The sequence below is a fragment of the Mycobacterium sp. 852013-51886_SCH5428379 genome, from assembly GCF_001665575.1.
In the GTDB taxonomy this organism is placed as follows: Bacteria; Actinomycetota; Actinomycetes; order Mycobacteriales; family Mycobacteriaceae; genus Mycobacterium.
In genome coordinates, this window is the sequence record NZ_LZSU01000017.1 from 156,730 (window position 1) to 178,764 (window position 22,035).

21 protein-coding genes and 1 pseudogene are annotated in these 22,035 nt (G+C 67.3%); 6 read left to right on the top strand and 16 right to left on the bottom strand.

The window, feature by feature from the left end; translation table 11 throughout:
- Positions 1 to 10: 10 nt before the first annotated feature.
- The 7 genes from A5757_RS06095 to A5757_RS06125 all read right to left on the bottom strand — a co-directional run bounded on the left by A5757_RS06095 (position 11) and on the right by A5757_RS06125 (position 5,358).
- Complete coding sequence (locus tag A5757_RS06095; RefSeq protein WP_066830121.1) at positions 11 to 1,063, bottom strand: tartrate dehydrogenase; 1,053 nt, start codon at positions 1,061 to 1,063, stop codon at positions 11 to 13.
- Positions 1,060 to 2,664, bottom strand: coding sequence for a DASS family sodium-coupled anion symporter (locus tag A5757_RS06100; RefSeq protein WP_066830123.1), 1,605 nt, complete (start codon positions 2,662 to 2,664; stop codon positions 1,060 to 1,062). The genes A5757_RS06095 and A5757_RS06100 overlap by 4 nt, the downstream gene beginning before the upstream one ends.
- Before the next feature lie 81 nt (positions 2,665 to 2,745).
- Positions 2,746 to 3,153 (bottom strand): hypothetical protein, encoded by a 408-nt coding sequence (locus A5757_RS06105; protein WP_066830124.1) that lies wholly within the window; start codon positions 3,151 to 3,153, stop codon positions 2,746 to 2,748.
- Positions 3,154 to 3,259: 106 nt separating this feature from the next.
- Positions 3,260 to 4,066, bottom strand: a complete 807-nt coding sequence (locus tag A5757_RS06110) for a siderophore-interacting protein (protein WP_066830126.1) — start codon at positions 4,064 to 4,066, stop codon at positions 3,260 to 3,262.
- 10 nt (positions 4,067 to 4,076) lie between these two features.
- Positions 4,077 to 4,262 carry a long chain fatty acid-CoA synthetase Faa4p gene (locus tag A5757_RS06115; RefSeq protein ID WP_066830129.1) on the bottom strand — a complete coding sequence of 62 codons (186 nt, stop codon included), beginning with the start codon at positions 4,260 to 4,262 and terminating at the stop codon, positions 4,077 to 4,079.
- A gap of 171 nt (positions 4,263 to 4,433) precedes the next feature.
- The gene (locus A5757_RS06120) at positions 4,434 to 4,850 is read right to left on the bottom strand and encodes a DUF5313 domain-containing protein (protein ID WP_066830132.1); all 417 of its coding nucleotides are present in this window, start codon (positions 4,848 to 4,850) and stop codon (positions 4,434 to 4,436) included.
- 25 nt (positions 4,851 to 4,875) lie between these two features.
- Positions 4,876 to 5,358, bottom strand: a complete 483-nt coding sequence (locus A5757_RS06125; RefSeq protein ID WP_066830135.1) for a MarR family winged helix-turn-helix transcriptional regulator — start codon at positions 5,356 to 5,358, stop codon at positions 4,876 to 4,878.
- A 73-nt stretch (positions 5,359 to 5,431) separates the two neighbouring features.
- Here A5757_RS06125 and A5757_RS06130 point away from each other — a divergent pair, with 73 nt between their 5' ends.
- Entirely contained in the window at positions 5,432 to 6,370 is a 939-nt protein-coding gene (locus A5757_RS06130; RefSeq protein ID WP_066830138.1) for a phosphotransferase, read from the top strand.
- A gap of 4 nt (positions 6,371 to 6,374) precedes the next feature.
- On the opposite strand, the gene A5757_RS06135 is transcribed toward A5757_RS06130, so the two are convergent.
- The gene (locus A5757_RS06135) at positions 6,375 to 6,818 is read right to left on the bottom strand and encodes a hypothetical protein (RefSeq protein ID WP_066830141.1); all 444 of its coding nucleotides are present in this window, start codon (positions 6,816 to 6,818) and stop codon (positions 6,375 to 6,377) included.
- A gap of 97 nt (positions 6,819 to 6,915) precedes the next feature.
- On the opposite strand from A5757_RS06135, the gene A5757_RS06140 reads away from it, so the two are divergent.
- Positions 6,916 to 7,257, top strand: coding sequence for a hypothetical protein (locus A5757_RS06140; RefSeq protein ID WP_066830143.1), 342 nt, complete (start codon positions 6,916 to 6,918; stop codon positions 7,255 to 7,257).
- A 7-nt stretch (positions 7,258 to 7,264) separates the two neighbouring features.
- On the opposite strand, the gene A5757_RS06145 is transcribed toward A5757_RS06140, so the two are convergent.
- The 3 genes from A5757_RS06145 to A5757_RS06155 are packed head-to-tail and all read right to left on the bottom strand — an operon-like array spanning position 7,265 to position 10,384.
- Positions 7,265 to 8,425: an LLM class flavin-dependent oxidoreductase gene (locus tag A5757_RS06145; RefSeq protein ID WP_066830146.1), complete on the bottom strand. Its 1,161-nt coding sequence runs from the start codon at positions 8,423 to 8,425 to the stop codon at positions 7,265 to 7,267.
- A 14-nt stretch (positions 8,426 to 8,439) separates the two neighbouring features.
- Positions 8,440 to 9,072, bottom strand: coding sequence for a TetR/AcrR family transcriptional regulator (locus A5757_RS06150; protein ID WP_066830155.1), 633 nt, complete (start codon positions 9,070 to 9,072; stop codon positions 8,440 to 8,442).
- Positions 9,041 to 10,384 carry an SRPBCC family protein gene (locus A5757_RS06155; RefSeq protein ID WP_066830158.1) on the bottom strand — a complete coding sequence of 448 codons (1,344 nt, stop codon included), beginning with the start codon at positions 10,382 to 10,384 and terminating at the stop codon, positions 9,041 to 9,043. Before A5757_RS06155 ends, A5757_RS06150 begins: the two co-directional genes overlap by 32 nt.
- 91 nt (positions 10,385 to 10,475) lie before the next feature.
- Between A5757_RS06155 and A5757_RS06160 the strand changes: the two genes are divergently transcribed.
- Positions 10,476 to 12,236 carry an amidohydrolase family protein gene (locus A5757_RS06160; protein ID WP_066830161.1) on the top strand — a complete coding sequence of 587 codons (1,761 nt, stop codon included), beginning with the start codon at positions 10,476 to 10,478 and terminating at the stop codon, positions 12,234 to 12,236.
- A gap of 3 nt (positions 12,237 to 12,239) precedes the next feature.
- Here A5757_RS06160 and A5757_RS06165 read toward each other — a convergent pair whose 3' ends face one another.
- The 3 genes and pseudogenes from A5757_RS06165 to allB all read right to left on the bottom strand — a co-directional run bounded on the left by A5757_RS06165 (position 12,240) and on the right by allB (position 16,409).
- A complete protein-coding gene (locus tag A5757_RS06165) occupies positions 12,240 to 13,658 on the bottom strand; it encodes an MFS transporter (RefSeq protein WP_231983898.1) in 1,419 nt (472 codons plus the stop codon).
- 157 nt (positions 13,659 to 13,815) lie between these two features.
- Positions 13,816 to 14,872, bottom strand: a pseudogene (locus A5757_RS06170) (zinc-dependent alcohol dehydrogenase family protein).
- Positions 14,873 to 15,041: 169 nt separating this feature from the next.
- On the bottom strand, positions 15,042 to 16,409 hold the full coding sequence (allB, locus tag A5757_RS06175; RefSeq protein WP_066830166.1) for an allantoinase AllB: 1,368 nt from the start codon (positions 16,407 to 16,409) through the stop codon (positions 15,042 to 15,044).
- Positions 16,410 to 16,628: 219 nt separating this feature from the next.
- Here allB and A5757_RS06180 point away from each other — a divergent pair, with 219 nt between their 5' ends.
- Both A5757_RS06180 and A5757_RS06185 read left to right on the top strand, forming a co-directional pair.
- Complete coding sequence (locus A5757_RS06180) at positions 16,629 to 18,134, top strand: NCS1 family nucleobase:cation symporter-1 (protein WP_066830168.1); 1,506 nt, start codon at positions 16,629 to 16,631, stop codon at positions 18,132 to 18,134.
- A gap of 10 nt (positions 18,135 to 18,144) precedes the next feature.
- Entirely contained in the window at positions 18,145 to 18,867 is a 723-nt protein-coding gene (locus A5757_RS06185) for an aspartate/glutamate racemase family protein (RefSeq protein WP_066830170.1), read from the top strand.
- 21 nt (positions 18,868 to 18,888) lie between these two features.
- Here the strand turns inward: A5757_RS06185 and A5757_RS06190 are convergent, their stop codons facing one another.
- Positions 18,889 to 19,704 (bottom strand): bifunctional allantoicase/(S)-ureidoglycine aminohydrolase, encoded by an 816-nt coding sequence (locus tag A5757_RS06190; RefSeq protein ID WP_066830172.1) that lies wholly within the window; start codon positions 19,702 to 19,704, stop codon positions 18,889 to 18,891.
- Complete coding sequence (locus tag A5757_RS06195) at positions 19,701 to 20,990, bottom strand: aldolase/citrate lyase family protein (RefSeq protein WP_066830174.1); 1,290 nt, start codon at positions 20,988 to 20,990, stop codon at positions 19,701 to 19,703. Before A5757_RS06195 ends, A5757_RS06190 begins: the two co-directional genes overlap by 4 nt.
- Positions 20,991 to 21,163: 173 nt before the next feature.
- On the opposite strand from A5757_RS06195, the gene A5757_RS06200 reads away from it, so the two are divergent.
- On the top strand, positions 21,164 to 21,925 hold the full coding sequence (locus A5757_RS06200) for an IclR family transcriptional regulator (RefSeq protein WP_066830177.1): 762 nt from the start codon (positions 21,164 to 21,166) through the stop codon (positions 21,923 to 21,925).
- The last annotated feature ends 110 nt before the right edge of the window (positions 21,926 to 22,035 follow it).

Here is a 22,035-nt window from a genome sequence, read left to right on the forward strand (position 1 = left end):
GCGGGACGGGTCAATCCAGGCCGCCGATGAGCGCTTCGGTGACCTGCGAGGTCGACGCCCGGCCGCGGAGATCCGCGGTGCGGCTCTCCGGGTGGGCCAGCGTACGTTCGATCGCGGTCATGATGGCGGCGGCCGCGGCTGGGTGCCCGAGGTGGTCGAGCATCATCGCTGCCGACCACACGGCTCCCACCGGGTTGGCGATGCCCTGTCCGGCGATGTCCGGGGCCGAGCCGTGCACCGGTTCGAACATCGACGGGTACTGCTTGGAGGGATCGAGGTTGGCCGACGGCGCGATACCGATCGACCCGGCCACGGCGGCTGCGAGGTCGGACAGGATGTCGCCGAACAGGTTCGAGCCGACCACGACGTCGAATCGTCCGGGCTGCAGGACGAACTTCGCGGCGAGCGCGTCGATGTGCTCGCTGTCGACACGCACCTGCGGATACCGCGCCGCCCGCTCGGCGACCACCTCGTCCCAGAACGGGAGCGTGTGCACGATGCCGTTGGACTTCGTGGCCGACGTGACGTAGCCGCGGCGGGTCGCGGCGAGCTCGAAGGCGTAGTCGGCGATACGGCTGACGCCGGCGCGGGTGAAGACCGACTCCTGGACCGCCATCTCCTCGGGGAGACCGCGGTTCAGCCGGCCTCCGATCTCGCTGTACTCGCCTTCGACGTTCTCCCGCACCACCACGAGGTCGACCGACGTGGCGTCCCGCAGGGGACTCTGCACACCGTCGAAGACGCGGATCGGCCGTAGATTCACGTATTGGCGGAAGGCACGACGAATGGGGATCAGCAGACCCCACAGGGACACGTGGTCGGGCACCCCCGGCCATCCGACCGCACCCAACAGGACGGCATCGAATCCGCGCAGCGTGTCGATCCCGTCCGCCGGCATCATCGCGCCCTCGCGCTGATAGCGCTGGCACGACCAGTCGAACTGCTCGTACTCGAGGTCGACGCCGTGGCTGGCGGATACGGCGTCGAGTACGGCACGCGCCGAATCGATGACATCCACGCCGATTCCGTCGCCGGGAATGACCGCGATGCGCTGCGCGGTCATGAACCCAGGCCCAGGACCGCGACCATGATGGGCAGGAGCGCGATGATGAGGATCGCGCCCGCGACGTCGAAGGTGATACCCGAGCGGATCATCGTGGTGATCTTAACGGCCCCGGATCCGTAGACGATCGCGTTCTGCGGGGTGGACACGGGCAGCATGAAGCCGAAGGACGCGGCGAAGGTGGCGGCCAGGGCGGGGATGAACGGGTTGACGCCCGCGGCCACCGCGACCGGGATGATGATGGGCACCACCACGGCGGCCGATGCGGTGTTGCTCGTGGTCTCCGAGACGACGATGGCGAGCAGGACGGCGAAGACCGTGATCGCGATGACGCTTGTCATACCGAGGGTTTCGGCCACCGAGGTGCCGATGGTCTCGGCGAGGCCGGTGTCGGCGAGCAGCGATCCGAAGATGATGCCCGTACCGAACAGCACGATCGTGCCCCAGTCGATGGCGGCGGCGTCCTTCCAGCGCAGCGTGAATTCGCGGCTCTGCCAATCGGTGGGCAGCAGGAACAGCAGCGCGGCGCCGAACACGGCGACGGTGCCCTCGTCGAGCCGGTCACTGACCGTCGTGTAGATGTCGGAATCGTTACCGAAGAAGAGCGCGATGACGCCGGGGAATATCCACAGCGCGACGGTGATCCCGAAGGCGATGAGGGTGTTCTTCTCCGCCCGGCTCAGCGAACCCAGCTTCTCCCGCTCGCTCGCAACGTATTCGGTGACACCTTCGATGCGTTTGATCTCCGGCTTGTTCAGTTTGAGCAGCACGAACGCCAGGACGATGAACATCAGCAGGCAGATCGGCGCGGCCAGCACCATCCACTGCCCGAAACTGATGCGCTCGCCGGTGGCCTCTTCGATCAACCCGCGGCCGATCAGGTTGGGCGGACTGCCGACGGGGGTGAGCAGGCCCCCGACGCTCGCCGAGTAGGCCAGCATCAGCATGATCGCCGCGCCGACCTTCAGCCGCAGCGGATCGAAGTCGTCGGCGACTTTGCCCTGAACCTGAAGGAGTTTCGCGATGACGCCGATGATTCCCAGCGCGGTCGGCAGCAGCATGGCGACGGTGGCGGTGTTGGAGACGAACGCCGAGAGCAGGCACGTGATGCCGCCGAACGCCACGATGACGCCCGTGGTGGATCGACCGACGCGGGGCAGCGCGAGGATTCGGAACGCGAACCGGCGGGCCAGCCCGTGTTTGAGCATCGCCTGCGCGAGGATGAACGCGCCGATGAAGGTGAACACCGTCGACGAGCCGAACGGGCCGAGCACTTCGTCCGCCGGCGCCACTCCCATGAAGACCACGACCGCCACGCCGAGCAACCCGCCGATGGGGATCGGCACCGCCTCGGTGACCCACAGGACGATGACGCCGAGCAGGATGCCGGCCAGCGTCTGCTGTTGGGTCGGGACGTCCAGCGGCAGCAGCAGGAAGACGATGGTGACGAGGGGAGCGAGGAAGAGTCCGATCGTCCGCCGGCCCCTCTCGAACCGCTCCTCTCGGGGGGACAGCTGCTGCTCGCCCAGACTGCGATAGGTGGCGCTGCCCAGCAGCGCCTTGTCGACGTCGGTCCGCGTGACCGGATCCTGGCTGGTCATGACTTTTCCGCGCCGGCGGGGATTGTGAGGCCCATCACAGGCCGAGGATGCCCAAGTGGCGAGGAAATCTAACCTCGGATGTCAGGAGGTCGCGAGGACGCGGCGGTCGCCGACCGGGGCGTCGAGATCCACGTCGATCGCGGCGAGGACGCCGTTGGCGGTGCACCGACGGTTGGCCGCTTCGGGGAGTAACCCCTCCTGCAGTCGGACGGTCACCGCGTCAGCAGTCTCGGTGGCGGTGGCGTGCACGCCGTAACACGTGGGTGTGCCGGCCAGGAAGTACACCCGCATCCCGTCGTCGAGGCGGCTCCAGGAACTGAAGGTCAGCGGCGCGGCGTCGACGATGTCGGAGCGGTCACCGAACATGACCTCGCTCGAACTCAGCGGCCGCTCAACGGGTTCGGTGGTCGTCGGCGCGGCCACGGCGACCGCAGGCACACCGAGACTCAGACACAGGCCCGCGACGATGGCGGACAGGGCAACCCGCATGGCACGACGGTAGATGTCGCCAGGCGGGTGGCACGGTCGCCGGCCCCGCGCGTCGGATCACGGTTGAGCTTCGGTTCGGCAACGGGACCGCCGCTACAGCCCAGCGCTACAACCCCAAGCGCTCGAGGGCGTCGTCGTACTCCTCGGCGGCGACCTTGGCGCCCTTACCCTCCGCGAGTGCCCGTTCGTAGACGGCGAAGACCTGGTGACCCACCGCGGCGAACCTGGCGTCCCAGGTCTCGCTGTCGAAGCGCCAGTAACCGGTGATGTCGTACTGACGGCGGTCCCAGCCCCGGTCGCGGAGGTACTTGCGGACGGCCCGCGACTCGGCGGCCTCGCCGGCGAACCAGGAGTATCCGCGGCCGCGGGGGAACGGCAGGGTACGTACCGCATCGGCGAGCCGACTGGGCGCCAGCCCGTTTCCGGTGCCGACGATGGGCACGGTCCGGAGGTCGGGATGCGCGGGCAGGTAATCGAGGTCGTCGCGGTCGGCGACCTCGACGATCGCCGTGAGAGGACTGCCGGCGGGATGTTCTTCGATGATGCGGGCTGCGGCCGGCAGACCGGACAGGTCGGCGACCAGGAGCCGCCACGCGCTCGCGGGATCGGGCGCATACCAGGACCTCGCGTGGTCGAGGCCGACGCGGTCGCCGGCCCGGGTGGTGCGGGCCCAGTCCGTACCGGTGCCGGTGGCGTGCAGGAGGACGTCGAGATCGATGCAGTCGCCGTCCTGGTGGCGCACGGAGTAGTTGCGGCCGGGGGAGTTGGTGGATGCACCGAAGTAGACGCCGACGGCCGAATCGGCCGCGTCGGCGATCTGCAGCGCGTCGGGGTCGTCGATGTGCAGGGTGATCCGGCGCAGACGCCGGGTGATCTGTTCGGTCGCGATCACGGCGGCGAGGGAAAAGCTCACCGCCGCACCGTCAGTCGCGTGACCAGACCGCGACGTAGCCGAGCGGGATGCCGGTGTGCCGCGCGATGAGTTCGCGGGCGGCGATCTCGACCTCCGCCCGGTCGTGGCGGCGGGTGGCCGCGCCGAGTTCGGGGATGGTGACGGTCCAGCCCGTGGCGTCGGGTGTCACGGCGATCTCGAAGGCCTGTCCGGCCATCGGGGGCAGCGCGCGGCGACGGCCGCTACGGGGTGCGATTCGGGGGCGGCATCCGTGTGAACTCCGAAGCGAGGCAGACATGTCGGGGTGCTTTCTGCAGCGGTGATCTGGGCCGCCGGACAATGTACTTCTCTGCGTGGGGCTTCACCAAATCACCGCTCGTCGGACACCTCAGAACGGGCTGCTGTTGGCCTGCCAGCGGGCTTCCTCGGGGCGGGGACCGTAGCGGCGGGCGTAGTCCTCATGAATGTGTGCGTCCTTCTGGCGCTTGAGCACATCGACGAGATTGGGGTCCAGGCCGTGCTGGGCCAGGCGGTGTCGCCGCCACACCTTGTTCAGCGCGATCGCCATCAGGATCGCCCACGTGTAGATCGGCACCGTCATCTCCAGGTGCACGTACAACGATGCGGGCAGCAGCCAGAACGGCCCCAGGATGAACAGCGGCGGAATGGCCATGCGGATCATGTGCCGGCGCACGGCGCCGGGACCGGCGAGGTCGTGCGCCACCCAGTCGCGCATCGACGCGGGCAGGCGTCGTCCATACGAGTAGGCGATGTACTGCAGCAGGTTCGGTCGCGAGGCGGCCATGGTTCTCCTGTTCGATTCGGTGTGGTCAGTCGTGGGCGCCGGCGGCCAGCGCGGCCGCGTTGATCCGGGTCAGTACGCGGTGCAGCTCTTCGAGCTCGGCGATGTCGACGCCGAGGCGTGCCACCACCGCCGGCGGGATGTCCAGGGCCCGCTCGCGCAGAGCGATTCCCGCGACGGTGAGCGCGACCTCGGTCGACCGTTCGTCGACGGCGCTGCGGGTGCGGGTGATCAGCCCGAGCGCCTCGAGGCGCTTGAGCATGGGCGACAGCGTGGCCGGATCGAGCTGCAGGGCCGTCGCGATCCTCTTGACCGACAACGGGCTGTCGGGAGAACTCTTGCGGTGATCCCACAGCGCCAACATCACCAGATACTGCGGGTGGGTGAGGCCGAGCGGCTCCAGTAGCGGCCGGTAGATGGCCAGCACGGCGCGATTGGTCACCGCCAGCGCGAAACACACCTGGCGCTCGAGGGCCAGGGGATCGATATCCGAGGCGGGCGGTGCGGTCACACTTTCATTGTCCGCTAATAGTTAGTGCACTAGCAATGTCGAACGCGTCACGTCGCCCGCCATACTCGAGCGTGTGCTGAGCCCTCTCGACATCGCCGCGCGGACCGATCGCGCCGTGGCCGCAGCGGCGGCCGCCGGGCGCCGTCTCGGACTGACCGTGAACGACCCCCGCGTGCTCTACGACGTCTTCTCCGTCATCGTCCATCTGCGGCCGGCGCCGGTGATCGTGCGCGTGCCGACGGTGCTGCCGCCCTCCTACCGGGCGGCGCCGGCCCAGCAGACAGCGCAGCAGCAGGCCGAACTGACGGTGACGGGCTGGCTGGCCGAACGCGGGCATCCAGTCGTCGCTCCGAGCCCGCTGGTCCCTCGGAAACCTGTTCGCGTGGACGGCTTTTCGATGACGTTCTGGGAGTACGTCGAGGAGGTGCCCGACATCGGCGATCCAGCTGACCGGTTCGAGATGACCGCCCGGTTGCACGCCGCCCTGCGCAGCTACCCCGGTGACGAACTGGGGTTCTGGACGCCGTTCGGCACCTTCATCCCCGAGGGGCTCAACGCTCTGGACCGGCAGCCGGACCTGTTGGCGCCCGCCGATCTGCACCGCGCACAACGCGAATGGGCCACCATCGCACCGCTGCTCGCCTCACCGGCAGCGCTGCGATCGGCGTTCGACGGGGTCGACGTGCAGACCATCCACGGCGATGCGCCGTTCCACAATCTGATCCCGACCGCGGACGGCCTGAAGTGGTCGGATTTCGAGCTGGTGACTGTCGGCGCCGTCGAATCCGACCTCGCCATGGCAGGGCCCGAGGGGGTGGCGGCCTACGACGACGCCGCGGCACGTCTGGGGTTGCGGCGGCTGGATCCGCGACTCCTGCGCATCACCGAGACGGCGGGCCGGCTGGCGGCGGTGGCCGCCCTTGCGATGGCCCCAGACCTGCCGATGCTGGTCGACGGTGTGAAACCGGTCCTCGACATGTGGCGCGCCGAACCAGAGGTCGACGTCGGCTGAGCGACTAGGTGATGCTGACGACGGCCCGGTGCCCGAGCGGCGACTGCAGGGGGATGGCCATCGTGCCGACGACGCCGATCGCAATACAGGCCCGCCCCACCGCCTCGGGCACAGTGCCCGAGCGCATCTTGACCGCCACGATGTCGGGCGTCTCCTGAACCTCGGCCTGTACGCCGTAGCACTCCGGGGTGCCGGTGGTGAACTGCACGGCGATCCCGTGGTCACCGGGGAGGCGGCTCCACGACTGGACCGCCATCGGGTGGCTGTCGACGATCGCCGGATTGTTCGCGAACCGGGTCGCGGCGTCAGCGGGTTGCTCGGGCACCACCGTGATGGTCGGCGTCGGTGAACCGGGTTGCGCCCCTGCACCGGGAGCGCCGAGGGCGAGAGATCCCGCGGCGGCGAGGGTGGCGAGGGTGGTGACGATGACGCGGCGACTGCGACGCATACATCCACTGTACGAGTCCCGGTGAGGTTCCGATTCCGGCACGTGCCAGACGTCGAGGTGATATGCACGGACACACCACCGAGCCGCAGGAGACCTCATGCCCCATCCAAGATTCGCGGCGACCCTGGCCGTGACCGCCCTCGGGGCGGGCTTCCTGATCGCCCCCGCACCCCTCGCCCTGGCGCAGCCGTCACCGAATGTGCCGGCGCCGACTCAGGACAGCGCCGAGAAGACGATCGTCGACGGCTACATCGCCAAACAGATCGATTGCACGCCGGACTCCCCGCCGCAGTTCGAGTCCCTCACCTGGTATCCGCCCGGCTTCGTCTACGCCGTGGGTGGCGCGGGGATGATCTCCGACGCCAACCCCGCACTGGGCGGTGAGTTCACCGCCACCTGGACCGGCAGCGAATGGGCGGTCGAATACCTGTACTGCTGAGCAGAATTCACTGCGGCGCGGGTATGTTCTCCCGTTCGGCGGCATGGTCCTCGATGGCCTTGCCGATCGCGTGCGCGGCCCGGTCCACGAACTCGGTGCCGCGTCCGGTGACCCAGTCGCGCGAGGCGACGGGTGCCGCCAGCTGACCGGTGAAGTGGGGGATCACGTACTCGGCGAACAACTCGTAGCTGCGCAGCTTCGCCGCGGGTGCCGCCCAGTCGTGGTCGAAGAGCAGGAACGCGCCGAAGCCGCCGGCGCTCGCCTCGACGAGTTCCTCGATCTTGGCGACGGCGTCCTCCGGGGTGCCGATCACGGCGAAGCCCGAATTCCGGTTGTTGGCGATGATCTCGGCCACGGTGTCACCCTGCACGGGGCCCGCGGGCAGGACGTGCGAAAAGTAGCGGGAGAACTCGGCGATGCCGTATTCGACGTCGCGCTCGGCCTGTTCACGGGTCTCGGCGAGATGCATGGGACCGACGAGCCGCCACTTCGAACGGTCGGCGACGTGGCCGTGCTCCCGGGCGACCTCCTCCCACGTGGTCCAGTGCTGGGCCAGCAGGTCCATACCCTGCTTCGCGGTCGCCGCGATCGACAACATGCCGATACCGTGCCTGCCCGCGCCGCGGGGGCCGGTAGGGGAGAAGGACGCCGCCACCGCGACGTCGAAACACGGGTCGCTGTAAGGCCTCAGCTGTAGCCGCGCGTCCTGCAGCGTGAAGCCGTCGGTGTGCATGGTGACCGTCTCCCCGCGCAGCAGGCGCATGATCGCCTCGAGACACTGCTCCATCCGGGGCCGTTGCTCGTCGGCGGGGATGCCGAGCATGTGCGCATCGGAGGTCAACTGGCCCGGTCCACACCCCAGCATCACGCGCCCCCGGGTGAGGTGGTCGAGCAGCACCATGCGGTCGGCGAGCATCAGTGGGTGGTGGTAGGGAAGGGAACTCACGCCCGTGCCGAGTTTGATGTGTTTGGTGCGCTCGGCGGCGATGCCGATGAAGACCTCCGGCGAGGCGATGATCTCGAATCCGGCGGAATGGTGTTCGCCGACCCATGCCTCGTCGAAGCCCAGCCGATCCATCGCCACGATCAGGTCCAGATCTCGTTCCATGGCGAGCGTCGGGTTGTGCCCGGTCGGGTGGAAGGGCGCCATGAAGTTTCCGAAACGCATCGGTGATTCCTTTCTCAGGCCCGTAATGGTGCCAGCAGGGCGTTCAATCCGTACTCGAACACCGCGTCGTAATCGGTGGGTGCCTGCAGCGCCTCGACCAACTCGCGGTCGTCCCAGGCGTCGGCCCACAGCGACGGATCCTCTTCATCGTGTTTGGCCCCGCGTACTGCCGAGAACTGCATCACCGCCGACGAGATGACGTGCACCTGGACGGTCCGCAGGATCAGTGCGGCGTCGTTCCCCGTCACGCCCTGTTCTGCCAGCTGCGCGGCCAAGGCGCGCTGGATGGGTAGGAACAGTTCCGGGGTGCGATCGCGTTCGTGGGCGATACCGAGCAGGTGCTGACGCTCGATGAGCACCCGGCGCTGCGAGCGGGCGAGGCAGGCGATGCGGTCGACGGGGGTGTCGCCGTCGGCAGGTAGGTGCGCCAACTGCCGGAGCAGCCGCTCGACCAGCGCGTCGAGGAGTTTGTCCCGGCCGCCGATGTGCCAGTAGATGGAGGTGACCGCGACGCCGAGTTGTTCGGCGAGGCGCCGCATGGTCAGTGCTTCCACGCCGTCGAGTTCGATCAGCCGGGCCGCGGCCTCCAGGATCGATTCGGCACTGACCCCGGGGTCAGTGGGCGGTTGGCGACGCGAGGGCGCCATCGATGTCACCTCCGGTCATGCGGTCCGAGGCACCGAGGTCGAGATAGCGCTCCAGGTTGCGGTGCATGTTGATGATGCGCCGCTCCTCGTTCGAGAGGACGAGGTGGGTGAACCCAGGCTGGCGCAGGCCGCGCTGCAGCCCGGGCAGCACGGCAATGTCCTGGGAGAGCACGAGTCCGGGGTGCGCGTCGTCAGCGCTCATGCGTACATCGGCGGGGCGGCTGCGCGGCGCGCCGGGGGCCAACCGTGTCCACAGCGTCATGACCAGTTCGCCGACGTCGGGGTCGGCGCCGGGTAGGGAGCTGAGCACGGTCATGTGGTCGGCGTTGGCCAGCACCGAAAGATTCGGGAACACGTTGTACTGGTGCAGCCGCATCATCTGGTCGGTGGTGGCCCATCCGAGGTCGACGCCCCGTTCGGCGGCGTGGGCGCGGGTGCGGTCTGCGATGACGTCGGCCACCGACTGCCCTGCTCCGCGCTCGTCGGCCGGGAACGGCGTGCCTTCGGCGACGCCCATGAGCGCCCCCTGGGTGGACACGTAGGCATCCCACACCGCGGCATCGTGAACGTCCCCGTTGAGATGCGGACTCGGAACGCCGTAGAGCTGTTCGGACTTGCCCGAGTGCTCCCAAATGACCTGCGGTGCATGGACGTCGTCCATGCACCGGTGCAGCTCGGGGTGCAGCGTCTGGATATGGTAGGTCTCGCTGAAGCCGTCGGCGATGGTCTTCCAGTTAGCGTGGACGTCGATGGTGAGCGTGGCGTAGCAGCGGAAGTCGCCCAACCGGTTCCAGGCGATGTCGTCGACCATCGGCCCGAGATAGTCGCGCAGGGGCATCGCGGCGGGGTCGAGATTGACGAACACGAGGCGTTCCCAGGTGTCCACTTGCACTGTGTGCAGGGGAAATTCGCGCATCGGCAGGGCGCCGAAACCCTTGCGGTGCGGCACCCGTCGCAACGTGCCGTGCAGGTCCCACGTCCACCCGTGGTAGCCGCATCGGAGCTCACGCAGTTCTGCCCCGGATCCGGTGCACAGCGAGTTCCCGCGGTGGCGGCACACGTTCTGGAACGCGCGCAGCTCGCCGTCGTCATCGCGCAGGACGATTATCGAGTAGGGGCCGCAACGGTATTCGACGTAGTCACCGGGCTCGGCGACATGGTCGACCGTGCAGGCGAACTGCCACACCCTCGGCCACATCCGCTCGACCTCCAGCCGAGCGAACTCGTCCGAGTAATAGCGGTCCGCCGGCACCAGCGTCGGCCGCGCCGGCGGCGTCCCGATGGCGTCCTCACGCTTGACCGTCCGCGTCATGAATCGACCTCCGGTTTCGGCTCGAACGCTCTGTAACGGTGTTACATTCACGACCATATCGGCTGGCGCGACGTTCGAGGGAGAGATCACCGTGTTCGACCTGAAGATCACCGGCGGCACCGTGGTGGACGGCACGGGAGTGGACCGCTTCACCGCCGATGTCGGCGTCCGGGACGGCAAGATCGTCGAGGTCCGGCGCCGCGGTCCGCACGACCCGCCGCTCGAGGGTGAGGCCGCCGAGATCATCGACGCCACCGGCAAGATCGTCGCACCGGGATTCGTGGACATTCACACCCACTACGACGGCCAGGTCAGCTGGGACAGCGTGCTGGAGCCGTCCAGCAATCACGGGGTGACCACCGTCGTCGCCGGAAACTGCGGAGTCGGTTTCGCACCGGTGCGGCCGGGCAGCGAGGAGTGGTTGATCGCGCTGATGGAGGGTGTCGAGGACATCCCGGGCACCGCGCTGACCGAAGGCATCACCTGGGGGTGGGAGAGCTACGCGCAGTACCTCGACGTCATCGGGCAACGGGAGCTGGCCGTCGATTTCGGCAGTCAGATCGCCCACGGCACCGTCCGGGCGTACGCCATGGGTGAGCGGGGCGCCCGCAACGAACCCGCCACCGCCGAGGACATCGCGGCGATGAGCCGGCTGGTGCAGGAGGCCGCCGAAGCCGGTGCGCTGGGCTTTTCGTCGTCCCGCACGATCGCGCACCGCGCCATGGACGGTGAACCGGTGCCCGGAACGTATGCCGCCGAGGACGAGTTGTTCGCACTCGGCCGGGCGATGGCGGCCGGTGGCGCCGGGGTGTTCGAGCTGGCGCCGCAGGGGGCGGCAGGTGAGGACATCGTCGCGCCGAAGAAGGAGCTGGAGTGGATGCAGCGGCTCGGCGCCGAGATCGACTGCGCCCTGAGCTTCGCGCTGATCCAGGTCGACGCCGACCCGAACCTGTGGCGCGAACAACTCGACATCTCCGCGGCCGCGCACGAGGCGGGCAGTCGGCTGCACCCGCAGATCGCCGCCCGCCCATTCGGGATGCTGCTCGGCTTCCCCGGCCACCACGCCTTCACCCACCGGCCGACGTACCGGCGGCTCAAGGCGGAGTGCAGCAGGGAGGAACTCGCCGCGCGGCTGGCCGAACCGGCTATGCGAGCGGCGATCCTGGCCGAGGACGACCTGCCGATCGATCCGACGAAGCTGTTCGACGGCATGTTCGCGCTCGCGCAGAACGTGACCGAACGGCTATACCACCTTGGCGAGCCGCCGAATTACGAACCCACCGAGGAGGATTCGGTCGCCGCGATCGCCCGGCGGCGGGGACAGGATCCGTTGGCGGCGATGTATGACCTGATGCTGGAAGCCGACGCCGGGAACATGCTGATGTACCCGATGTTCAACTATTCCGACGGCAACCACGACGCGATCCGGGAGATGATCACCCATCCGGCCGGGGTGATGGGGCTGTCGGACGGAGGCGCGCACTGCAGCATGATCTGTGATGCGTCGTATCCCACGTTCCTGCTGACGCACTGGGCGCGGGATCGTCACCGCGGCGCGACGCTGCCGCTGGAGTACGTCATCCGCAAACAGGCCCATGACACCGCACAGCTCTTCGGGCTGACCGATCGCGGGGTCATCGCGGTCGGGAAGAAGGCCGACGTCAACGTGATCGACATGGATGCGCTCACGCTGCACGCGCCGCGGATGGCGTTCGATCTGCCGGCTGGGGGCCACCGGCTGGTCCAGGGCGCGTCGGGCTACACGGCCACCATCGTCAACGGGGTGGTCACCCGCCGCGAGGGCGTCGACACGGGTGCGCGGCCGGGCCGGCTGGTGCGCGGCGTGCGTTGAGGCTCAGCCCCATTCGTGAATCATCGCGCGTGAGTCGACAGTGGTGGCGCTGCGCTTCCGTCCGCGCGTCAGGGCGATGAGCAGCGTCGCCACGGCAGCGGTGCCCGCGCCGGCGATGAAGACGATGATGAACGACCGCTCCGGGGGCAGACCGGTGGCCGGTGTCGGGTGGCTGAGCAGTACGGCCACGATCGCGGCGGCGATCGCGCTGCCGACGGTCCGGGCGATCGCGTTCATCCCGGTCGCCACGCCGGTCTCGCCGCTGTCGACCTCGCTGACCACGAGGGCGGGCAGTGCGCCGTAGGCCAGGCTGATGTAGGCGTTGATCAGAATGTTGGTGGCGATGACCTGCCAGACCAGGTCGTGGGCGACGGAGAGCGCCGCGAAGCCGACGACGCCGGTCACCGCACCGATCATCAGGACGGGGCGGGCTCCGTACCGGTCGATGAAGCGGCCGCTGAGGGTGGCCGTGACGAATCCCGCAAGCGCACCGGGCAGGAGGAAGACGAGGCTGGCGTAGAGCACCGAGGCGTTGAACCCGTAGCCCGCGATCGCGCGATCGGTCTGTACGAACTGCGTCACGCCGAGGAAGCCGAAATACAGGCCGGTGCCGACGAGGATCGTGGCGAGGTTGGTCAGCATGACGGCGCGGCGGGTGAGCATGGCGATCGAGACGAGCGGATACGGGCGGCGGTCTTCCCACCACCACCACCCGACAAGGACGAGCACACCGGCGACCGCGACGGCGATGGTGGCCGGGGCGGCCCAGCCCCAGGTATTGCCCTGAGTGATGGCCAGCAGGACGCCGGACAGTCCGAGGGCCAATCCGCCGGCGCCCAGCCAGTCGATGCTGCCTTCGGATTCGGCGGCCCGCGAGGGGATGACGACCACCGCGAGCACCATGATGATCGCGGTGAACCCCGCGGTCAGCCAGAAGACGCGGTGGTAGCCGGCGTCGCCGTTCATGAGCAGTCCGGTCACCACCAGACCCATGCCGCCGCCGAACCCCAGCGTTCCGGACAGGATGGCCAGGGCGCCGCCGACGGCTTCCTCGGCCACCTCCTCTCGCAGGATCGCGACGCAGATGGGATAGAGCGCGAAGGAGACGCCCTGAAGGACGCGGGCGGCGACGAGGAGCGCGAGGGAGGACGTCGTCGCGGCGAGGATGGAGCCGATGAGGACGACGGCGAGCACCCCGAGCAGGACGCGCTTCTTGTTGTAGAGGTCAGCCAAGCGGCCGAGCAGCGGTGTGGAGGCCGCGGCGGCGAGGAGGTTGCCGGTGACCGCCCAGCTGACGGCGACGGGGCTGGCGTGGAGTTGTTCGGCGATGACGCCGAGCACCGGCACCACGGCGGTCTGCAGTACGGCGACCGTCAACGCGACGAGCCCGAGTCCGACGATGAGCAGGCGGGGCGTGCTCACGGTTCGCGACAAACGGGGACTCCTTCGGACGGCTACTACTTAGCCTATGCAACAGGTTAGGGGAGGTCCGCTCGGGGGCAGCAACGGCAGCCGGCGTGTAGCACACCGGTTGCCGGAACGGATCAGCGTTGCGGCCCGTCGTGGGTCAACGCTCTTCTCAGGCCTGGAGAATGACCTTCAGCGCTTTGGTCTCCGCGGCGCGCGCGAAAGTGTCGTAGGCGTCCATGATGTCGCCGAGCGGGAACCGGTGGCTGATGAATCCGGTGACGTCGAGCTTCTTCTGCGCGAGCAACTTGATCAGCATGGCCGAGCTGTCGGTGTTGACCAGACCGGTGGTGATCGTCAGGTTGTCGATCCAGACCCGGTCCAGAGGTAAGTCAACCGACTTCCCGTGGACGCCGACATTGGCGATGTGACCGGCCGGCCGCACGATCGACAGCGCCATGTCCCATGTGGCGGGGATGCCGACGGCTTCGATCGACACATCGACACCCAACCCATCGGTCAGCGCCAGCACCTGCTCCTTCCAATCCGGATCAGACGCCACGACGCCGTCGCTCGCACCGAACCGTTTGGCCTGTTCGACCCGGTTGGCATCAAGGTCGATCGCGATGACGCGACTAGGGCCGTACAAGCCGGCGGTGGCGATCGCCGCCAGACCCACCGGCCCGGCGCCGACGACGGCCACCACGTCGCCCGGCTTGACCTGTCCGTACTGGATCCCTATCTCATGCCCCGTGGGCAGGATGTCGCTGATCATCACTGCCTCTTCGGCGGGTACCCCGGTCGGTACGCGGTAGAGGGACGTCTCGGCGAAGGGCACACGTACGAACTCCGCCTGGGTGCCGTCGATGAGATGGCCGAATATCCAGCCGATTCCCGTAGCGCCCTCATCGGCTTGGCAGTGCGAATAGACACCCTTCTTGCAGTAGACGCACTTTCCGCATGCCGAGATGCAGTTGATGATGACCTGATCGCCCGACGGCGAGGTCTGTGACCGCGGAGCCCACCTCGGTGATGGTGCCGACGCCCTCGTGGCCAAGGATGCGGCCGTCGGTCACCGCGGGGACATGACCTTTCAGGATGTGCAGGTCGGTGCCACAGATCGTGGTCGTCTCGACGCGAACAATCGCGTCCGTGGGTTTGAGGATGACGGGGTCAGTTACCGTTTCCCACGCCTTGGCGCCGGGGCCGTGATAAACAAGCGCCTTCACAGGTCGCTCCCTCCGTTGGAAACGTAGACCTGACACCGACGTACGCGCTCACGTCGCGGTGCGGGTTCGACGAGTTGACGGCGCATGACCTGCTGTCAGTCAGGGATCGCAGCCATCGTTCCGAGATGCGGCACGCGATCATGCCCGCGCGCGGCTTGGGCAGGTGCCCTTACACCCCACCGCGGCGCAGCATTCGGCCCTGCGGGGTCTTGAAGTCGATCCTGCTGCCGCGCAACCAGGTGCTCTTCACGACACCGGCGAGGGCACGTCCGTCGTACGGGCTGATCGGGTTCTTGTGATGCAGCTTGTGCACGTCGACGACCTGCGCGGAGTCGGGCTCGAAGATCGCGAAATCGGCGTCGTAGCCGAGGGCGATCTTGCCCTTGTTGTTCAAGCCGGCGAGCGCGGCGGGTTTGGCCGCCATCCAATCGAGCACCTGCGTCAGCTGCACGCCCCGGCGCTTGGCCTCGGTCCAGATCAACGACAGGCCGAGTTGCAGCGAGGCGACGCCGCCCCATGCCACGCCGAAGTCGCCATTCTCGACGTCCTTCAGGTCGATGGTCGACGGCGAATGGTCGGAGACAATGCAGTCGATGGTGCCGTCGATCAGGCCCTGCCACAGCAGTTCCCGATTCGACGCCTCGCGGATCGGTGGACAGCACTTGTACGCGGTCGCGCCGTTCGGGATCTCCTCGGCGAGCAGCGTCAGATAGTGCGGACACGTTTCGACGGTGATCCTGACGCCGTCGCGCTTGGCGGTCGCGATCATCGGCAGAGCGTCCGACGACGATAGGTGCAGGATATGGGCACGGGCACCGGTCCAGCGGGCGCGCTCGATGACTTCGGCGATTGCGACGTTCTCGGCGCCGCGAGGCCGCGAGGCGAGGAATCGACTGTATCGGTCGCCCTCGGCCGTGGGGGCATGGTCGATGGCGCGGGAGTCCTCGGCGTGCACGATCATCATGGAGTCGAAGCCCACCAGCACGGCCATGTCCTTCTCCATCTCATCGGCGTCGAGATGGGGGAACTCGTCCACGCCGGAGTGCAGCAGGAAGCACTTGAAGCCGAACACGCCTTCGTCGTGCAGACCCCGCAGGTCGCCGGTGTTGCCGGGGATGGCGCCGCCCCAGAAACCGACGTCGATGTGCAGCTTGCCCGAAGCCGCCTGGCGCTTGGCGTTCAGTGCGTCGACGTTGACCGTCGGCGGAATCGAGTTGAGCGGCATGTCGATCAGCGTGGTCACACCGCCCGCCGCCGCCGCTCGCGTGGCGGAGTCGAACCCCTCCCACTCGGTGCGTCCCGGCTCGTTGACGTGGACGTGCGTGTCGACCAGGCCCGGGATCATGACCTGCTCGTCGGTGAGCTCGACGATCTCGGTTCCGGTGAGGCCGCTGCCCAGCGGCTCGATGGCGACGATCCGGCCGTCGCGAATGCCGATTTCGCGGTCGACGATGCCCGCCGTGGTGAGCGTGCGTCCACCGCGGACGACCAGGTCGAAATCAGGCTGTTCGGACTGCTCAGGGACGTCGGCGGTCATGGGCAGCCTCCGTTGCGCGAGAGTAATTCCTCATCGTGGAACTGACATTCCACATGAGGCGACTTTAGATGTGATCGCAGGCACAGTCAATCGCGTCAGAGGCTTGACAGGCAGCGTCCGCATGCGCCTTACTTACCGCATCTGTGGAATAGCATTTCCACAGCGTGGAATTTAGCGGCGACGCCCGGCGTCGGCGCTCCGACCGTGACAGGCGTGTCCATGAGCACAGGATCCACCGGGCTGATCGGCGACTCCAGTCGTGACGATGCAACCCCGTTCGCCGGCGTGAGTCCGACGTTGTACAACCCCGATCTCGCGCCCACCAAACGCGAAGGTCGACGGTGGGGTGGGTACAACATCTTCACGCTGTGGGCGAACGACGTGCACAGCCTCGGCAACTATTCGTTCGCCATCGGGCTGTTCGCCCTCGGCCTAGGTGGGTGGCAGATCCTGCTCGCCCTCGGACTCGGGGGAGTCTTCCTGTTCCTGCTGCTCAACCTCTCCGGGTTCATGGGGGAGAAGACCGGCGTCCCGTTCCCGGTGATGAGCCGCATCGCGTTCGGCGTTCGTGGTGCGCAGATCCCGGCCCTCATCCGCGGTGCGGTCGCGATCGCCTGGTTCGGCATACAGACCTACCTCGCGTCGGTGGTGCTGCGCATCATGATCATCGCGCTCGCGCCGTCCGCCGAGACCCTGGACTCGAACAGCTTCCTGGGGTTGTCGACGCTCGGCTGGATCTCGTTCGTCGCGCTCTGGGTGATCCAGGTGGTCATCGTCAGCTACGGCATGGAGATGATCCGCAGGTACGAGGCGTTCGCCGGCCCGGTCATCCTGTTCACCATGATCGCGCTCGCGATCTGGATGCTCAACAACGCCGACTGGAGCATCGCCTGGAGTACACCGGACTCTCTCACGGGTCTCGATATGTGGCTGAAGATCATCGGCGGCGCCAGCCTGTGGGTCGCGATCTACGGCACGTTCGTCCTCAACTTCTGCGACTTCACCCGCAACGCGACATCGAAGCGGGCCATCGTGGCGGGCAACTTCTGGGGCATCCCGCTCAACATGCTGGTGTTCGGCGGAATCGTGATCACCATGGCCGGCGCTCAGTTCCGCATCGACGGTCGCATCATCGAGGCGCCCGCCGACATCGTCCAGGAGGTGCCGAACACCCTGCTGCTGGTGCTCGCAGCACTCGCGCTGCTGATCCTGACCATCGCCGTGAACCTGATGGCGAACTTCGTCGCCCCGATCTACGCGCTGAACAATCTGTTCCCGAAGCACCTGAATTTCCGTCGTGCAGCATTCATCTCGGCCGTCATCGGCCTGGTGATCCTGCCGTGGAACCTGTACAACACCCCCGCGGTCATCAACTACTTCCTCGGCGGACTCGGTGCCATTCTCGGTCCGCTGTTCGGCATCATCATGGCCGACTACTGGCTGGTGCGTCGTTCGCGGATCAACGTGCTGGCCTTGTTCACCACCGATGCCAACGGCGAATACCACTACACGAAGGGCGTCAACGTGCGGGCCGTGGTGGCCCTCGTCGTCACGGCGGTGGTCGCACTGCTGCTGGCGTTCGTTCCGGCGTTCGCGATCGTCTCGGAATTCTCCTGGTTCATCGGTGCAGGCCTCGGTGCGATCGTCTACCTGGTGGTCGCGGATCGTCGTGGACCGTTCAACGATGTCTCCGGTGAGCCCATCGCCGTGGCCAGCACGCACTAAGGAACGCGACATGAGAATTCTCGTAGCCAACGTCAACACCACCGCGTCGATGACCGACGCGATCGCCCAGTCGGCACGCACCGTCGCGTCCCCGGGGACTGAGATCGTCGGCGTGACACCGCGGTTCGGTGCCGACTCATGCGAGGGAAACTTCGAGAGCTATCTCGCCGCCATCGCTGTCATGGACGCCATCACGTCCTATGCCGAACCGTTCGACGCGGTGATCCAGGCCGGCTACGGCGAGCACGGACGCGAAGGTCTGCAGGAGTTGCTCGACGTTCCGGTGGTCGACATCACCGAGGCCGCCGCATCGACGGCGATGTATCTCGGACACAAGTATTCGGTCGTCACCACGCTTGATCGGACCGTCCCGCTGATCGAGGACCGCTTGAAACTGGCCGGTCTCGACGCGCGATGCGCATCGGTGCGGGCGTCCGGTCTCGGTGTGCTGGAACTCGAATCGGATCCGGACCGTGCGGTCGAGGCGATCGTCCGCCAGTCACGCGAGGCCGTCGAGAACGACCACGCCGAAGTGATCTGTCTCGGCTGCGGCGGGATGGCCGAACTCGAGGACAAGGTGCGGGCCGCTACCGGCGTCCCGATCGTCGACGGAGTCCGCGCGGCGGTCACTATCGCCGAGGGACTGGTGCGGATGGGCCTGTCCACGTCGAAGGTTCGGACTTACGCGACGCCGCGCAAAAAGCAGGTCATCGGCTGGCCATTCCGGTTGTAGGCCAGCCGATTCCGCTGCCTCTCAGAGCATGATCTGGCGGTTGACGTCCTTGTACAGCAGGTAACGGAAGTTCGACGGTCCACCCGCGTAGCAGGCCTGCGGGCAGAACGCGCGCAGGGACAGGAAGTCGCCTTCCTGGACCTCAACCCAGTCGCCGTTCAGGTGATACACGGCCTTGCCTTCGAGCATCAACAGGCCGTGCTCCATCACGTGGGTCTCGGCGAAGGGAATGGTTGCGCCCGGCTCGAAGGTGACGACGTTGACGTGCATGTCGTACGCCAGGTCCTGCGGATCCAGCATGCGTGTCGTGCGCCATTTGCCGTCGGTCCCCGGCATGGCTGAGGGGGCGATGTCCTGCTCGTTGCCGAACTTCACCGATGGGGTATGGCCCTCGATGGCCTCGTAACGCTTGCGGATCCACACGAACGTCGCGTCGGCATCGCCGTTGTTGTGGGCCGACCAGTCGGTACCGGCCGGGAGGTAGGCGAACCCACCCCCGGTGAGCACCTGCGACTGGGCTGCCGCGTCGACGGTGAGCGCACCGGAGGTGACGAACAGGAAGCTCTGCACCTCGGGTTGCGGCTCGGGTCGCTGCGCACCACCGCCCGGCTTGACCTCGACGATCGCCTGGAAGTACGTCGTGGCACCGCCGGCGACCGGTCGGTTGATGACCCAGGCGCGGGTATCGGTCCACTCCGGGAATACCGAGGTGACGATGTCGGAGAGGACGCCGCGGGGGATCACCGTGTAGGCCTCGGTGACGATCGCGCGGTCGGTCAGCAGATCTGTCTGCGGGGGCAGCCCGCCGCGGGGCGTGTAGTAGGACGCAGTGCTCACTGATCACTCCTGGTTGGGCGGCCGAGCGCGATGTCGCGCACGGTGGATATGGGGAGATCGACGGCTGTCTCGATCTCGTCGACGGTCAGGGCGCCGCACACGCTGCCGCGGCGGATCACGTTGGCGAGTGCGCGGGCGGTGGCCGGCTCGTCCATGACGGTCGAGTCGAGCTCGTGGACGTAGTTGCGCAAGCGTGCGGCGGCCGGCGCGAAGGCGCCACGGTAGAACGCGTAGGTCGCCAGGTATCGGGTGACGAGTTGAGCCGGGTGCATGTCCCAGCCCTGGTAGATGCCGCGTTCCAGGTGACGCCGGACCAGGCGCGCATGCAGCTTCCACGCCATGGCGACGTTGTGGGGTTCGCCGACCGGGAGGATGTTGGTCGATCCGTCGGACATGTGGACACCGGTGCCTGCGACGGCGAGCTGCATGACGTTCTTGGCGTGATCGGCCGCCGGATGCTCCATCGACTGGTAGGCGGCCGCGATCCCGAGGGACGCCGAGTAATCGTAGGTCCCGTAATGCAGCGAGCTGACGCGGCCGCCGCCGACGTGGATGAACTGGGCGACCGGTGCGCGGCCGTCGGCGCCCAGAATCGCCTGCGGTGTTTCGATCTGGATCTCGAAGCGGATGCGGCCGGTCGGCAGTCCGTTCGCCGCCTCGAGCGCTGCGGCGACGCCGACCATCGCCTCGACCTGGTCGACGGACGTCACCTTGGGGAGGGTGAGAGTGAGGCCGTCGGGGAGGCCGCCGGAGTCGACGAGTCCGCTGACGAACATGTCGAGTGTGCGCAGTCCGCGCGCACGGGTGCCGGCTTCGAAGCACTTGAACCGGGTGCCGACGAACGGTGTGGACGTGCCGGCGTCGAGCGCGACCCGCAATGCGGCGGTTGCCTGCGCGACGTCGGCATCCTCGGTCGCGTCGTCAAAGGTGCCATCCGAGGGGGTGTAGCCGTCCTCGAAGTCGATGCGGAGGTCTTCGATCGGCTCGGTGGTCAGCTTGTTCTCGACGAGGGTTGCCAGAGTTTCGGGTGCGCAGTCGGTTCCGCTACTCGCACCGACGAGTGCGGCAACTGCGTCGAGTCCGCCAGCGTCGTTCGCAGCTTCCAGAGCGGTGGATCCCCACTCTGCGGGCATCGTCGCCGAATATCGGTTGCCCGGGATGTAGACCGTATGGACCGGTTGGCGACGGCCGTCGTCGCCGGGATATCGGGTCGCCAGGTGTGCGTCGGCGGCGGACAGGCGCCGATCGACGTCGGCCAGCACCGCATCGTCGAGGCGTCGCAACACGTAGGTCCCTTCTTTGGCCGACAGCGTGGACACAGAATTCCACATTGTGGAGTTTAGTGGCTGAGCTGTGAAAAGTACACGTCTCGATGCCTAGCCATCTCCGTAGTTCCATATTGTGGAATGAATTCTGGCGATGTTGAATGGAATCCACATCGGCAGCCAGGAGCAGACGTATGGCGGAGAGATCGGGCGGCGTGCAGTCGGTCGAGCGTGCATTCGAACTGATGGAATTGATCGGACGGGCGGGAGGGGAGTGCTCGCTGACGGAGTTGTCGGCAGAGTCACCGTTGCCGCCGCCGACGATCCACCGTCTGTTGCGCACGCTGGTCGGCCTTGGCTACGTGCGCCAACTTCCGAACCGCCGGTACGCTCTGGGCCCCAGGTTGATTCGACTTGGCGAAGTCGCGAACCGCCAGTTGGGCGCCGTTGCCGGTCCGGTGCTGCAATCGCTGGTCGATGAACTTTCAGAGACGGCGAGTCTCGCGGTGCTCGACGGTGACATGGTGATCTACACCGGGCAGGTGCCGTCTACACAGATGATGCGGGCCAACAATGAGGTCGGCAAGCGCGTCGGTCTGCACACGTCGGGCGTGGGCAAGGCCGTCTTGGCTGAATTGGACGATGCTCGGGTTCTGAAACTGGTTACGCAGTCCGGACTTCCGGCACCGACGGACAACAGCGCGTCAACCCTTTCCGCAGTGTTCGCGAACGTCGAGCGCGTGCGCGCCGACGGCTACGCCATCGACGATGAAGAGTGCGAGATCGGTGTTCGCTCCGTCGCAATGGCGGTACCGGGCGCTCCGACTCCGATGGCGATCGGCATTTCCGGCCCGTCGGCTCATATGGGCAAGGATTTGATCGCGCGCGCCGTTCCCGCGCTGAGAACGGCGACCGGTGTGATCTCTGAAGCGTTGATCGGGGCGAAGGAGGTGTAATGGCCGTTCGCAGGTCCATCGAAATGCCGTGAGTGCGCGGCGGGACGACGGCCCGGCGACATCGTCCTGACGAGCACTTTCAGCCGCGCAAACGCGACCGTTAGGGTGTC